Genomic DNA, 13,696 nt, shown 5'->3' with positions numbered 1-13,696 from the left:
TCCCCTTATTGAGCCAGGATCATTGCGAAGTAGCCGAAGATGGTGAGAAGGATGCCCGAGACGGCGTAGCCGACCGGGAATCCGATCCAGGGCACGGAGCTCTGGATCTCGACCGCGGCCTCACGGCACGGGCCGGAATGCGAGCGCGCGCCGGCCACGCCGCCCATCAGCACCGCCGGATTGATCTTGAAGACGTGGAATCCGATCGCCCAGACGATGAACGGCGGGATCGTGCACGCGATGAAGCCGACGATGAAGATCTTGAGAGCGAGCGCGCCGGTGAGCTGAGCCAACAGGCCTGCGCCGGCATTGACGCCGACGATCGCGACGAACACGACGAGGCCGAGATCCTCGAGCACGTTTCGCGCGGCATTCGGCGTGTTGCCGAAGAAGCGCAAACGGGACACGACCGAGGACACGATCACGCCCGACAACAGCAAGCCGCCCGCGTTGCCGAGGCCGACCTTGGCGCCGAAGGCGGGAAATTCGATCATGCCGATCAGGAAGCCGATGATCATGCCGACCGACAGGGTCAGCAGGTCGGTCGAGGTATTGGCGCGCGCGATGCGGCCCCACATTTCGCCGAGCTCGTTGACCGCCGACTTCAAGCCGACCACCGACACGATGTCCATGCGTTCCAGCTTGGTCTTGAGACCGGCCGGGATCTGCACGCCGCCACGCTCGACCTTGGTGACCTGAAGCTGGCCGGCGATGGCCGTGTCGCGGAAGGATTCGAAGGTACGCCCGACGACATCCTTGTTGAAGACGACGATTTCGGCCTGGTCCATGGGTATGCCGAGCGTCTTGGAATCGGCGACCTCCGGACCAATCAGGCCCATCTTCTCGGTGAGATGCTCGGTCGAGCCCCCGAGCGCGACGATATCGCCCTTTTGCAGCACGAGATCGGGATCAGCGCCCTGCGGCTCGCCATTGCGCCCCACGTTGACGATCCGGTATTCCGGATTGATCGCGCGGAATTTGGCAATGCTCATCCCCACCGTCGCTGGATTCTCCAGCCGGTAGGCCCGCAGACCGAACTGGCGGTATCCGGTGAGGCCGGCGCCTTCGAGATCCTTGACGCCGAACTCCTGCTCATACTTCTTCGCCGCGGCTTTGGCATCGACACCCCACCAGCGCGGCAGATATTTGCAGATCAGGATGATGCCGACGGTGCCCCAGATATAGGTGATCCCGTAGGACAGAGCGATCATGCCGGAGGCTTCCTCGGGCTTCATGCCCTCTGGCAGCTTCACGACACCTGACGTGACGGCCTGCTCGGCCGAACCGATCGCCGCCGACATGGTTTGCGATCCCGCCAGCATGCCGCCGGCCGCCCCCGGCGGAAGTGCGAACAGCTTTGCGCCGATCACCACCAGCGCAAGGCCGATCACGCTCGACACCACGGCGAGGAACAGGAACTTGATGCCGTCACCGCGCAGGCTGTTGACGAAGGACGGACCGACACGCAGGCCGACGCCGTACATGAAGAGATAGTAGAACAGGCTCTTGGCGAAGTTGTTCAGCTCGAGCTTCACGCCATAGCTGGATGCCCAGACCGAGATACCCGCGCCGACCACGATGGCGCCGGCGACCATGCCGAGGCCATAACCCTTGATGCTGGCCCGGCCGATATAGACGGCGAGACCGACCACGAAGAACAGCAGCAGATACGGGTACTGCCGCAAGAACTCGAAAAATGCCTGCATGTTCGTCCCCTCCCGACCTATGACGCGGCCTTGAGCTTCGGCTGCGCGCTGGGCCTTGGCCTGCCGAGCTTGGCCAAGGCTTCGGTCCGCACGAGCTTCAGCCCTTCCTTGGCGTCGTAGCCATGGATCTCCTTCACATCGAGCTTGCGCATGAAGTCGATGGTCTCCTGGGTGATGACCTGGCCGGGTACCATGATCGGAAAGCCCGGCGGATACGGGATCACGAAGTTTGCCGAGACGAGCTCGGGTCCGGCCTTCAGGCGCCGGTCGATCTCGGGGTCGTTGAGGCGGATGTGCTCGCAGCCGGCAACGTCATAGGCCGCGTAGAAGCCGGAGCGGATGTCGCCTTCATTGGTCTTGGTGCCGGCATCGCCGCGGAAGCTCGGATGGAAATGCGAGAAGTTCGGCAGGTCCGGCACGTCCTTCATCAGGCTCGTCACCCGTGCCTCGAAGGTCTTCCGCGCATTGGCGCCGCCTTGGGCGAGGCCGCGGTCGATCTCGCCCGCGATCTCGGCGAGCACGCGGACGAGATGCGCGACGTCGCTGCGGGTGTTGTTGATGTTGGACTGGACCAGGACCGAGTTGCGCGAGGTCTTGTTGACCTGGATGTTGTACTCGTTGGCGAGAATGCCCTTGAACTGCGTGCCGTCATAGCCGGCCATGCCGCACACCAGCGTCATGCGGGTCGGGTCGAGGCAGAATTCGTCCTCGTCCAGGCTCTTCAGCGTATTCGCCCAGTTGACGCCGGGGGCGAGGAAGTCGGTGAAGCCGCTCTGGCGGTATTGCGCCGGCACCATGGCGTCGGCACCGAGGATGCGGAAATATTTCGAGATCAGCGGATTGTTATTGACTGCCTGGCGGATCGCGAACGCAATCTCGATCGCATTGGCGACGAGGCCATAGCCCTCCAGCTCCATCTGTCGCCGCGAGATGTCGAGGCTCGCGATCAGTTGCTGGTTCGGACTTGTCGAGGCGTGGGTGAACACCGCCTCCTTGAACTGCTGCTCGACGGTGTGGAATTCGACGTCCTTGACCGAAAGCATCGAGCCCTGGCGGATTGCCGACATCGACTTGTGGGTCGAGTTGGTCTGGTAGACGCGCAGCCGGATCTGCCTGGGGTCCGGGATCAGCCGGGTCTTGAGCAGCACCTCGTCGGATGGGTTCTTGCCGAGCTCGGCCTGCTGCTTCTCATAGGCCTCGACCGACTTCGGGTTGCGCATCCACGCCTCGATCTCGTTGGCGGCGCCAAGTCCGGTGCGGCGGCGCAGGAACGGCGAGAACCGCGCGAAGCCGAACCAAGCTTCATCCCAGAGGAAGATCAGATCGGGCTTGATGGCGAGGCATTCCTCCATCACCCGCCTCGTGTTGTAGATGTGGCCGTCGAAGGTGCAGTTGGTCAGGTCGACCATCTTGACGCGGTCGAGCCGGCCGTCGGCCTTGGCGCCCAGCAGCGCCTGCTTGATTGTCTTCAGCGGCACCGCGCCGTACATCGAATATTCCGTCATCGGGAAGGCTTCGACATAGAGCGGCTGCGCGCCGGCCAGCACCATGCCGTAGTGGTGCGACTTGTGGCAATTGCGGTCGACGATCGCGATGTCGCCGGGCGCGAGCAGCGCCTGCACCGCCATCTTGTTCGACGTCGAGGTGCCGTTGGTGACGAAGAAGACTCGGTCGGCGCCCAGCGCCCTCGCCGCCTTCTCCTGCGCCTTCTTGATGTTGCCGGTCGGCTCCAGCATGCTGTCGAGACCGCCGGTGGTGGCGCTGCTCTCGGCCAGGAATAGGTTCGGGCCGTAGAACTCGCCCATGTCGCGGATCCAGTCGGACTTGAAGATCGACTTGCCGCGCGCGATCGGCAGTGCATGGAAGGTACCGATCGGACGCTGGGCGTATTTCTTGAGATTGTCGAAGAACGGCGTGTCGTAGCGATCCTGGATGCCTTCGAGGATCGACAGGTGCAGCTCCAGCAGCTCCTCGACGGAATAGAAGATGCGGCGGACGACGTCCGCCTCGGGATTGCCGGCCAATTCCTCCACGTCCCGATTCGAGATCATGTAAAGGTCGAGCTCGGGCCTGACGCGCTTGATGATTTGCGCGAGCCGCAGCGCCGAGGCGTCGGTTTCGTCGCCGAGACCGGCCCCGGCCATGATCGAGCGCAACACCGGCGCATCGTGGCGCGAACGCAGGCCAAAGCCCTCGTTGATGATGACGGCTCCAATGTTCGGATTGAGCATCGTCGCACAGAAGGCGTCCTCCAGGCTGCCGACGATGACAGGCTCATAGATGAAGGCATCGACCGGCCGCCTCAGCTTGCGCCATTCCGCCGCCAGCACCGGCCATTGGCTGGATGACACGCCTGTGACGATCAGGGTCTCGAAATACGGCCTGCGCGCGCCGTGCGCGCCAAAGGCAGGCGGCACCAATTCGGGCGCTTCGCCATTGCCGTCGTCCTTGGCGTTCCAGTCGCCTGCATGCTGGCGGAATGATCGTGTCGCCAGCGCCTGGGCAATTCGCGTCGCAAGGGCGAACGATGACGCACCGTCGCCGGCGGCTGCTGCTTCCCGCAGCACCGCCATCAATTGCATACCGGGATAGCCGTGAAATTCTTCGGTGATCGAAAGATCGGCCAGCGCCGCGTCATAGCCTGTGCGATTGCCCACACGCGACCAGGTCTTTGCTGCTTCCACAAGGTCGCGCCAGTCGTCTGCCCGCGCGCCCGGGCCGGAAAAGAACTGGTCGATACGCTTCTGTGCGGGCTTGGCGTCCTTGGACATCTGTCTCTCCCGGTCCTTTTATCGAAGGTGAGGCAGGATCGTGGGTTCGGCGCGAGTGGCTCCATTGATCCAAGTCAACGGTCGCGTGCATTCTGCGAGCCGATGCGATGCCGTTCGCAGCGCAACACGAGAACATCACGCCATCCGTTGTGCGATGCTCGCCTGATCATCGCCGAGCAGGCTGTCGAGCGACCGCAGCCACTGGCCGCTGTCGGTCTTGTCCGCGAGCCCTTCGGCGCGCAGGAGGTCGCGGAGCTGCGCGTGCGCGCCGACGATGCAGAAGGTCACCCCGCGTGACGCAAGTTCGTCGTGGAGATCATGCAACATGCGCGCGCCGGCCAGGTCGATATAGGGCGAGGCCGAGAGGTCGCAGGCGACCAGCCGGACGCCGGGCGACCTCCGAAGCGCAGTCAGGACGGTGTCCAGGATCGTCTCGGCATTGATGTAGAGCAGCGAGGCTTCGGGCCGAAAAGCGATGATCCCGACCAGCGGCTCGATGCCCTCATGTCTGGCGCTATCCGAATAGCGGCCGCTGCCGGGCAGGCGGCCGAGGAACGCGACATTCGGCTGCGAGGCCCGCGCCAGCAGCAGGAAGATCGAGGCGATCGACGCCAGCAGAACGCCCTGCAGGATGCCGAGCAACAGAACGGAGATCAGGGCGATCGCCGCCGCATAGAAGTCGATCCGGCTGACCTGCCACATCCGCAGCAGCGCCCGGACGTCGACCAGCCTGTAGACGGCGGCGATGACGATCGCCGCGAGCACCGCCTTGGGCAGGTTGGTCAGCAGCCCCGTGAAGAACAGCAGGCACAGCCCAAGCGCGACCGAGCAGATCACCAGCGCCAGCGGCGTCCGCGCGCCGGCATTGTCGTTGACGGCCGATTGCGACAGGCCGCCCGCGACGGGATAGCCACGCCCGAAGGCCGCGGCGAGGTTCGCCGCGCCCAATCCCAGGAACTCCTGGCGGACATCGAGCGGATAGCCGTGCTTGGCGGCAAAGCTTCGGGCCGCCGACACGCCTTCGATATAGGCCAGCAGCACGCAGCCTGCCGCGAGTGGGAAGAGATCATCGAACTCCAGAAGGCCAAAGGTCGGGATTGCCAGCTCTGGCAGCCCTTCCGGTATCTTCCCGGTGACGGGCACACCGAGGGCTGGCAAGCCGAGGAGCGTTGCCAATGCGATCGCGAGTGCCACGACGGTGATGCCGACGGGTTTTCCCGGCAAAAGCCGTTCGCCGAGCAGAAGCAACAGCAGCGCGACGGCGCCGATGCCAAGCACCAATAGATCGATGCCGCCGAGTTGCCCGGACAGCTTGATGGCGCGATCGAAGAAATTGTGCCCGCCGCCGGCGGTGCCGAGCAGGCTCGGCAGCTGGCTCATGATGATGGTGAGCCCAGCGCCTGCCTTGAAGCCGACCAGGATGCTGTCGCTGACGAGGCGGACCAGCACGCTGAGCTTGAACAGCCAGGCGATGAAGCACAGCACGGCCACCGCAAAGGCCGTAAGGCTTGCGATCTGCGCATAGCGGACCGCATCGCCCCCGGCGAGGGCGCCGACGGTCCCGGCGATCATCAGGGAGATCGCCGAGGTCGGGCCGATCGCGAGCTGGCGCGACGCTCCGAACAAGGCATAGCCGATGCCTCCGAGCATGTAGCCGTAGACACCGATCTGCGGCGGCAGACCGGCCAGCGCGGCATAGGCGAGCGAGACCGGGATGGCGTAAGCGGCGAGTGTGATGCCGGCGACCACGTCGGAGGAAAGCCACTCGCGCCGGTAGGCCGCAAGCCATTCGGCCGGTGGAAAGAATCGTGTCCAGGTCGGAGCGGTTGGCGCACTCATCTCCCCTCCTGCGAACGCAGCGCTTCGCGCAGCAGCACGATCAGCTGTCGCGAACATTCCATCGCGTCATAGCCGCCGCCACGTCGCCGCGAAGGCTTGATCTGGATCAAGCAACGTCCCGTCGGGGCCAAATCAAATCACGCCAAAGCGCCGGGGGAATGCCATGGAAACCGTCAGGTGGATCATCGCCACCGCACCGGAAATATTCCTGCTGCTCGCGATCGCGATCGGCACCCTCCTCGGCCGCATCAGAATCCGCGGCTTCTCGATCGGAACCACCGCCTGCATCCTGATCGTCGCCGTGCTGATCGGACAGCTCGGAAGTTTCACCTTCCCGCCGATCCTCAGGGCGATCCTGTTCAGCCTGTTCGTGTTCACGATCGGCTACCGTTCGGGACCGGAGTTCTTTGCCTCCCTGAGCGTGCGGACGTTGGCCCAGGTCGTGCTGGCGCTGGTGATCGGAGCCACGGGGCTCGTCCTGGTGCTCATCTTCGCGCGTGTCTTCACGTTGGACACGGGGACGGCGGCGGGACTGACCGCCGGCGCACTGACGCAATCCTCGGTGATCGGCACCGCATCCGGCGCGCTGGCGCAGCTCGGTCTGCCGGCCGAGTCGTTGAAGCAGCAGGAAGCCAACATCGCGGCGGGCTATGCGGTGACCTACGTGCTCGGCTACATCCTGACGCTGCTGTTCGTTCCCTTCGTGGCGCCACGGCTGATGCGGATCGACCTGAAAGCGGAGGCGAAAAAGCTCGAGGCGGAGCTCGCCGGCGGTGCACCGCCAAAGACGGAAAACCTGTCCTATCGCAAATTCCAGGCCCGCGCCTATCGCGTCTCGGCCGGCGCCGGTCACACCATCGGTGCGATCGAGGCCGAGATCGGCAGCCGCACGGTCGTGGAGCGGATCGTACGCGGCGGGGCCGACATCAAGCCGCATCAGGACACGGTGCTCGAGGCCGGCGACGATATCGTCATTGCCGGTCCGACCGCCGCGATCGTCGCGGCCAAGCCCATCCTCGGGGCCGAGATCGACGCGGGAGAGCTGCTGCGCAACCTGCCGGGCAACGTAATCGAGGTGCTCGTTGAAAACCGCAAGTTGCACGGCCGCTCAATTCGCGAGATCGTCGACCGGCTCGGAGCCGATGCGCGCGGCGTATTCCTGCGCGCGCTCACGCGCATGGGGCGGGAAGTGCCGCTCGGGGCCGATACGCGGGTCTATCTCGGCGACGTCATGACGCTGGTCGGCAGCAGCAGCAATATCGCGCGGGCAACGGCGCAAGTCGGACAGCCCCTGAATACCAGCGACCGCACGGACATCGCCTATCTTGCCGTCGGCATCGCAGCAGGTCTTCTGGCCGGACTTGCCAGCTTCAAACTCGGTACCGTTGCATTGACGCTGGGTGGTGGCGGCGGTGCGCTGATCGCCGGGCTCGTCTGCGGCTGGCTGCGGACGCGCCGGCCCGGTATCGGCGCAATGCCGCCGGCCGCGCAGCAGACCCTGAGCGACATTGGCCTCGGCGGCTTCATCGCGGCGATCGGACTCGGCAACGGGCTTGCGGCCTGGTCGGCGATCCAGGCGCATGGTCTGTTGCTGGTCGGCATGGGCATCGTGGTCACGCTCGTCCCGATGACGGTGGGAACGCTCGTTGCCTTCTATCTGCTGCGCATGAACCCCGTCGTGACCTGCGGTGCGCTCGCCGGCGCCATGACGGTCGATGCCGCCGTCACGGGCGCCTGCGACGTTGCCGAGAGCCAGACGCCAGTCCTCGGTGTTGCCGTGCCCTATGCTGTCGGCAATGTCGTTCTCACCGTGCTGGGCCCGATCGTCGTGGCCGCAACCTACGCAGGTTGAGGGAGACTCGGATGCGACTTGGACCTGCCTTGCTCCATTCTCTCGCGATCACCCTGCTCGCCCTTTTCGTGGCCGCATCGCCCACGCGCGCCGCAGAGGAGGTCCGCATCCAGGAGGAAATCTGGGCGCTGACCCTGCCGCTGCCGATGTTCGCCTATCTGGTGCGACCGGTCGGCGACGGTCCGTTTCCGCTCGCCATCATGAATCACGGCGTGTCGCTCGACGCGACCCAGCGCAGCCTGTTCCCGCTGGTCGAGTTTCGCGACGCCGCCAAATGGTTTGCGAGGCGCGGCTATCTCGTGGTGGCGCCGGTGGGCAGCGGTTATGGCGCACAGGCGATCGACATCCCTGAGCGCGGGCTGTTCGGCCCGTTCTTCTCGAAGATCGGCAAGTGCACCAATCCCAATTTCCGTGATGCGGGCCTCGCGGTCGCCCAGGTCGATCTCTGGATCATCGACTACTTGGCCGCCGAGAGGCGGATCATCCCCAAGGACGTGATCGTGGTCGGCCAGTCCGCCGGCGGCTGGGGCGCGATCGCCCTGTCGAGCGTGAACCCGCCGCAAGTGAAGGCGATCATTGTCTTTGCGGGGGGCCGCGGCGGACGCGTCGACGGCAAGCCGAACAACAATTGCGCCCCCGACCGCCTGGTCGAGGCCACGGCCGATTTCGGGCGCACATCGCGTGTGCCGATGCTGTGGATCTACACCGGCAACGACACGTATTTCGGGCCCGACCTGTCGAAGCGCATGCACGCGGCCTTCCTCGCCGCCGGCGGCCGGGCCGAGTATCACCTGATGCCGCCGTTCGGCAACGAGGGGCATTTCCTCCTCGGTTCCCCGGACGCGGTCCCGCTCTGGTCACCCTTGGTCTCCAAGTTTCTCGATGCGCAGAATTGAGGCCCCGATCTCGGAGTTGCAGCCATGGCCCGTCCTCTTGATCGTCTCTCTGGCCTCCTGATGGTTGCAGCAATTGGGGGTTCCACTATCTCGAGTGTCACTCCGCCCAAGGCGGCGCAATCCGAAAAGCCCCCCGAGGTCGCAACACGTGGCCAGCGCGAAGCCAACGACATCACCTATGGCAGCTGGCAAAAATTGTGCTTCAAGGCCGGCGGCGCGCCCACTCTCTGCCGCACCTCGATCACCGGCCGATTTCCGACCGGGCAGACGGCCGTACGCATCGATCTGATCGAGCGGAAGGACTCGCCCACAGCCCGCCTGCAGCTGTTCGTACCGGTCGGGATGTACCTGCAACAATCACCGAAATTGGCTGTGGACCACGGCGCCGCGTTTCGCATTCCCTATACCTGGTGTCTCACCAATCTCTGCGTCGCGGCGGACGTCGTGGCGCCAACAATCATCGCGGAGATGGAAAACGGTCAGACGCTGCTGCTCGAGCTCGTCGATTCCAATCTCCTCGCCGTGACGACCTCGATCCCGCTCGCGCAATTTGCTTCCGCCCACAAGGGCGCGCCGACCAGGACGCTCGAGCAATATGTCGACGAATGACGGTCGCTGCGGAGCTACAAGACGCGGGCGCGCTCGACCGACTCGATCAAGGACCGCGCCGCGAAGGGCTTGGTGAGATAGGCGATGCAGCCTGAGGCAATCGCCGCGGCGCGGTTTGCCGGGCTGTCATTGCCGGTGATATAGATCACCGGCGTTGCGATGCCCTTCTCGGCCAGGTGTCGCCGCACCTCGATGCCGGACCTTGCACCCAGATTGATGTCGAGGATGATGCAGATCGCGGTGTGGAACCGGCCATGATCGAGCAAGGCCCCTCCTGTGTCGAACAGGGTTGTGGCGAAGCCGTATCCTCGCAGCAGCCTGTCCATGCTGGTGCGCATGGACGGATCGTCATCGACGACGAAGACGGACTCGCGCAGGGGCAAGGCGATTGCCTTTCCGGAAGACGACAGTGGATATCGGATACGATAGCTCCGCGCTTTCGCGCGTGCGTATGTGCATTATTGCACATAGCTCGTCGCGCACTGTCAACACGCCCTGGCATTGTCCTTTGGGACAGGCACGTCAAGGGAACCGCGCCTCTTTCCGGAGCCCTCAGCGTTCGTCCGGATCGAGCATTCCGAGACGCTCTGCGATCGAAACCAGCTCCGCCAGGGAATGCACCTGCATCTTCTCCATCACTTGATGGCGATGCGCCTTCACCGTCCGCTCGGTGGTCCCCAGCTCGTGTGCGATCTGCTTGTTGATCCGTCCCCGCACGATCAGGTCAAACACCTGCCGCTCGCGCTGCGTCAGCGTGGCCAGATGGCCACGAAACGCATCCAGCCTGCTGGCTTGGGCGCGGGCCGTCCGCTGACTGGCCAGCGCCCGCTCGATTGCATCGAGCAGTTGCTCGGACGACACCGGCTTGGTCAGGAAGTCCTCCGCACCGGCCTTGATCGCACGCACAGTCGTCGGCGTGTCGGCATGACCGGTCAGGAAGATGATGGGCAGCATCGATCCGGCGGCAGCCAGCCGCGCTTGCAGGTCGGGACCGCTCAGGCCCGGGATCCGCACGTCGAGCAGGATGCATCCCGCCTGCCCGTCATCCGGCGCCGAGTCCAGGAGCTCCAGCGCTGAGGCGTAGGTCGCGACCTCGTATCCCGCGAGCTTCAGCCGGCGCTCGATCGCGGTCCGAAACGACTCATCGTCATCAACAACGTGAACAAGGCCCGGCAACTTCTACCTCTCGCCCAACTCAATGAGGCTCGACGTCCTTCTCGTTCTTCAAAGCGATTTCCATGTTTGATGATCGGAATATCTGCTTCGCAAGAATATCTGCTTCGCTGTCGCATCTTCCCTGTGCTGGGCTTCTCATCCAGCGCAGCAATCGCCAGTGCTGTCCCATGGTACAATGAACCTTGGGACAATGGATAAGAATATTTCCTTGGCCGAAAATCAACTTCGGCGGGAGTGGGATTGCGCGGCGCATTTCCGGCAAAGTATTTCGTCTGACAGACCAATTCGGCGGAAAGCTGAGGAGTTGGCCTATGTTCGTTCGCATCACGACGGATTCCACGCTTCGCCCCAATACTCTCCGCGACCTCGGCATGGCAGGTCATTCAAATGCACTGGTCAATTTAAGCGAATTTTCCTACCGAAAAGGCTCCGAGATCTACGGCGAGAAGGAGCCGGCCGAATATGTCTACCAGGTCAAGTCCGGCGCAGTGCGAAGCTACAAGCTGCTGTCGGACGGCCGCAGGCAGATCGGCGCATTTCACCTCGTCGGCGACATCTTTGGGCTCGAGAACGGCAGCGAGCATCGGTTCACGACGGAAGCCATCGTCGACACCACGGTACGGCTGATCAGACGCCAAAGCCTGGAAACCGTGGCCGAGAGCGATGCCCTGGTCGCGAGAAACCTGCTCAGCATGACCACGAGCAACCTCCAGCATGCGGAAGACCACATGCTGCTTCTCGGCCGCAAGACGTCCCTGGAGCGCGTCGCCGCGTTTCTGCTCGAGATGGACAAACGTCTGACCGCCGCCGGCGTTATGGCACTTCCGATGTCGCGACGCGACATTGCCGACTATCTTGGCCTGACGCTGGAGACCGTGTCGCGCGCTCTGTCGCGTCTGCATGAGCTTGGGGTTTTAGGCTTCATCGGCAACACCCAACGTCAGATCGTGCTGCTCGACCGGCACCAGCTCGCAAGCCTCGATCTGCAGTCCTGAGCCGGCGAAAGGCCGGTTCACAATCCGCAACGGCCGCGATCAATCGAGGCGACAGGATTAGGTGCGTGGCAGGTTCGTGCCGGGTTTTTCCGTGAGCCCGAGATGTTCGAGCGTCTTGAGCAGGACTTCGAACAGAATGGCGGCGGACCAGCCGAACAGAAGAACACCGTTCATCGCAGTGAGCGGGCCGATCAGCCGCCATTGGCGCACCGGCGTGATGTCGCCGTAGCCGAGCGTGGTGTAGTTGACGAAGGCAAAGTAGAGCATGTCCGTCTCGGCGGCGGCTGCCTGAATGATGTGATAAGTCGCCGCCCACACCAGAATTTCGAGCATGTGGGCGATCTTCAAGACGACGGCGATCGCGATCATGACGCTCATGAGGTGCAATCGCGGCCGCCTGGTATGGTGCGGGACGGCACTGCGGGCGATGGTGACGGCGACCACCGTCACGAGCGCGTGGATTCCGATATTGATCACGCTGACGAGCGTACCGACAAGGAATTGGAGCATCATCGGGATGAACCCAACCTCATTTCGACCTAGGTCAATCGTGCCTCGATGGTATCCTTTGCGACAACCCTCGCCTGATCGACAGGCGCTGAAGCAGCGCGGCCGATTCCCATCCATGCGGTCGCAAGCTCCCAGGCCACCGACAGGATGATCGGCCCAATGAACAGTCCGATGATCCCATGTGCGAGCGTACCGCCGATGACCCCGATCAGGATGACGAGCGTCGGCGTCGTCAGGCCCCGCCCCATGAGGAGCGGCTTGAGAACGTTGTCGAGCAGCCCGACGACGACCAGATAGACCGTCAATAGCAGGGCGACGGTCACGTCCTTGTCCATCCAGATCCAGACCAGCACGGGGAGAAGGACGAGGCCGGCGCCGATCTGGACGATCGACAGTAAGAGCACGACGACCGCGAGCAGTCCCGCGCTTGGGATCCCTGCGAGCTTGAAGCCGATGCCCGCCAGCAAGGCCTGAAGGATGGCGACGCCGATAATGCCCTGCGCGACGGCGCGTATGGTGGCACCAGCGAGCTCGAGGAAGTGCTCGCTCTGGCCGGGCACGACGCGCAAAAGGAAGCCGCGGAGCGCGGCGACGAGCTGCGCGCCGTGCGGAAGCAGAAACCCCGCAACGATCACCGACAGCAGGAATTGGAGCATTCCCATTCCGGTGTCACCAGCAAACGACAGCATCATGCCGGCGAGCGGTTTCAAGTACGGCGCCACCACGCGCGACGCCGCACGGATGTTCGTGTAGGCCTCGTTCCAGATCGCGTAGAGCTGAGGGCCGATCAACGGCCAGCTCCTGATCTGCTCCGGTGCGGCCTGGACCGCGAGATCGCCACTGCCGATCTGGCCCGCAAGGTCCCGGATGCCCTCGACTGCACTGAGGCCGAGCCAGGCGGCGGGACCGATGACGACGCCCAGCGTGATCAGCGTGAGAACGGCTGAGGCTGTCCGGGGCCGGCCACCGAGGCGTTGGGCGAGCCAGGCAAAGACGGGATGAAATGCCACCGCCAACACGGCGCTCCAACTCAGGATCGGCACGAACGGCCGGATCACGAGGAAGGTCCAGAAGATCAGCAGCCCGAGCAAGCCTACCCGGATGACGAGCTGGACAACATTCTCCGCGGACAGAAGCTGACGAAGCGTTTTCAAGGCTCGTTGCCTCCAGGCGGACGGACTACTGCTCAGCAGCTAGTGGGGGCGGCCCACCGCGGAGGCTTGATCCAGATCAAGGCTTGGCGTTCGGCTGCTCAAAAGCCCGTTTGAAAAATCACCTGCTCAAACGGTTTTTCTCGCCAAGTCATGGTCGTCCACATCTGGTTTCGGCGGAGAGGAGATGC

11 protein-coding genes are annotated in these 13,696 nt (G+C 63.9%); 4 read left to right on the top strand and 7 right to left on the bottom strand.

The genetic code is table 11. The annotated features are described in order from the left end of the window. Nucleotides 1-5: 5 nt before the first annotated feature. The 3 genes from AC24YW_RS26280 to AC24YW_RS26270 form a co-directional block, all read right to left on the bottom strand. On the bottom strand, nucleotides 6-1,706 hold the full coding sequence (locus tag AC24YW_RS26280; protein ID WP_487485447.1) for an aspartate:alanine exchanger family transporter: 1,701 nt from the start codon (nucleotides 1,704-1,706) through the stop codon (nucleotides 6-8). A gap of 17 nt (nucleotides 1,707-1,723) precedes the next feature. Beyond that, nucleotides 1,724-4,477 carry a decarboxylase gene (locus AC24YW_RS26275; RefSeq protein ID WP_487485446.1) on the bottom strand — a complete coding sequence of 918 codons (2,754 nt, stop codon included), beginning with the start codon at nucleotides 4,475-4,477 and terminating at the stop codon, nucleotides 1,724-1,726. A gap of 135 nt (nucleotides 4,478-4,612) precedes the next feature. Beyond that, nucleotides 4,613-6,316 carry a SulP family inorganic anion transporter gene (locus AC24YW_RS26270; RefSeq protein ID WP_487485445.1) on the bottom strand — a complete coding sequence of 568 codons (1,704 nt, stop codon included), beginning with the start codon at nucleotides 6,314-6,316 and terminating at the stop codon, nucleotides 4,613-4,615. A gap of 163 nt (nucleotides 6,317-6,479) precedes the next feature. Here AC24YW_RS26270 and AC24YW_RS26265 point away from each other — a divergent pair, with 163 nt between their 5' ends. The 3 genes from AC24YW_RS26265 to AC24YW_RS26255 are packed head-to-tail and all read left to right on the top strand — an operon-like array spanning nucleotide 6,480 to nucleotide 9,673. After that, the gene (locus tag AC24YW_RS26265) at nucleotides 6,480-8,168 is read left to right on the top strand and encodes an aspartate:alanine exchanger family transporter (protein ID WP_487485444.1); all 1,689 of its coding nucleotides are present in this window, start codon (nucleotides 6,480-6,482) and stop codon (nucleotides 8,166-8,168) included. A gap of 11 nt (nucleotides 8,169-8,179) precedes the next feature. Beyond that, nucleotides 8,180-9,064 carry an alpha/beta hydrolase family protein gene (locus tag AC24YW_RS26260; protein WP_487485443.1) on the top strand — a complete coding sequence of 295 codons (885 nt, stop codon included), beginning with the start codon at nucleotides 8,180-8,182 and terminating at the stop codon, nucleotides 9,062-9,064. Nucleotides 9,065-9,088: 24 nt separating this feature from the next. Then, the gene (locus AC24YW_RS26255) at nucleotides 9,089-9,673 is read left to right on the top strand and encodes an invasion associated locus B family protein (RefSeq protein ID WP_487485442.1); all 585 of its coding nucleotides are present in this window, start codon (nucleotides 9,089-9,091) and stop codon (nucleotides 9,671-9,673) included. A 14-nt stretch (nucleotides 9,674-9,687) separates the two neighbouring features. Here AC24YW_RS26255 and AC24YW_RS26250 read toward each other — a convergent pair whose 3' ends face one another. Both AC24YW_RS26250 and AC24YW_RS26245 read right to left on the bottom strand, forming a co-directional pair. Further along, nucleotides 9,688-10,056 (bottom strand): response regulator transcription factor, encoded by a 369-nt coding sequence (locus AC24YW_RS26250; RefSeq protein WP_487485441.1) that lies wholly within the window; start codon nucleotides 10,054-10,056, stop codon nucleotides 9,688-9,690. A gap of 169 nt (nucleotides 10,057-10,225) precedes the next feature. Next, the gene (locus tag AC24YW_RS26245) at nucleotides 10,226-10,849 is read right to left on the bottom strand and encodes a response regulator transcription factor (RefSeq protein ID WP_487485440.1); all 624 of its coding nucleotides are present in this window, start codon (nucleotides 10,847-10,849) and stop codon (nucleotides 10,226-10,228) included. Between the two features lie 311 nt (nucleotides 10,850-11,160). Between AC24YW_RS26245 and AC24YW_RS26240 the strand changes: the two genes are divergently transcribed. Further along, nucleotides 11,161-11,844, top strand: coding sequence for a helix-turn-helix domain-containing protein (locus AC24YW_RS26240; RefSeq protein WP_487485679.1), 684 nt, complete (start codon nucleotides 11,161-11,163; stop codon nucleotides 11,842-11,844). 57 nt (nucleotides 11,845-11,901) lie between these two features. Here AC24YW_RS26240 and AC24YW_RS26235 read toward each other — a convergent pair whose 3' ends face one another. Both AC24YW_RS26235 and AC24YW_RS26230 read right to left on the bottom strand, forming a co-directional pair. After that, the gene (locus AC24YW_RS26235) at nucleotides 11,902-12,357 is read right to left on the bottom strand and encodes a potassium channel family protein (protein WP_487485439.1); all 456 of its coding nucleotides are present in this window, start codon (nucleotides 12,355-12,357) and stop codon (nucleotides 11,902-11,904) included. A 26-nt stretch (nucleotides 12,358-12,383) separates the two neighbouring features. After that, nucleotides 12,384-13,508: an AI-2E family transporter gene (locus AC24YW_RS26230; RefSeq protein WP_487485438.1), complete on the bottom strand. Its 1,125-nt coding sequence runs from the start codon at nucleotides 13,506-13,508 to the stop codon at nucleotides 12,384-12,386. Between the last annotated feature and the right edge of the window lie 188 nt (nucleotides 13,509-13,696).

It is taken from the genome of Bradyrhizobium sp. USDA3516 (assembly GCF_057651995.1).
This window is presented reverse-complemented; position numbering and strand designations above follow the sequence as displayed.

What these genes read in the sequence shown, in the direction of transcription:
- AC24YW_RS26280 (WP_487485447.1), bottom strand. Translation starts at nt 1,706, where the DNA reads ATGCAGGCATTTTTCGAGTTCTTGCGGCAGTACCCGTATCTGCTGCTG.
- AC24YW_RS26275 (WP_487485446.1), bottom strand. Translation starts at nt 4,477, where the DNA reads ATGTCCAAGGACGCCAAGCCCGCACAGAAGCGTATCGACCAGTTCTTT.
- AC24YW_RS26270 (WP_487485445.1), bottom strand. Translation starts at nt 6,316, where the DNA reads ATGAGTGCGCCAACCGCTCCGACCTGGACACGATTCTTTCCACCGGCC.
- AC24YW_RS26265 (WP_487485444.1), top strand. Translation starts at nt 6,480, where the DNA reads ATGGAAACCGTCAGGTGGATCATCGCCACCGCACCGGAAATATTCCTG.
- AC24YW_RS26260 (WP_487485443.1), top strand. Translation starts at nt 8,180, where the DNA reads ATGCGACTTGGACCTGCCTTGCTCCATTCTCTCGCGATCACCCTGCTC.
- AC24YW_RS26255 (WP_487485442.1), top strand. Translation starts at nt 9,089, where the DNA reads ATGGCCCGTCCTCTTGATCGTCTCTCTGGCCTCCTGATGGTTGCAGCA.
- AC24YW_RS26240 (WP_487485679.1), top strand. Translation starts at nt 11,161, where the DNA reads ATGTTCGTTCGCATCACGACGGATTCCACGCTTCGCCCCAATACTCTC.
- AC24YW_RS26235 (WP_487485439.1), bottom strand. Translation starts at nt 12,357, where the DNA reads ATGATGCTCCAATTCCTTGTCGGTACGCTCGTCAGCGTGATCAATATC.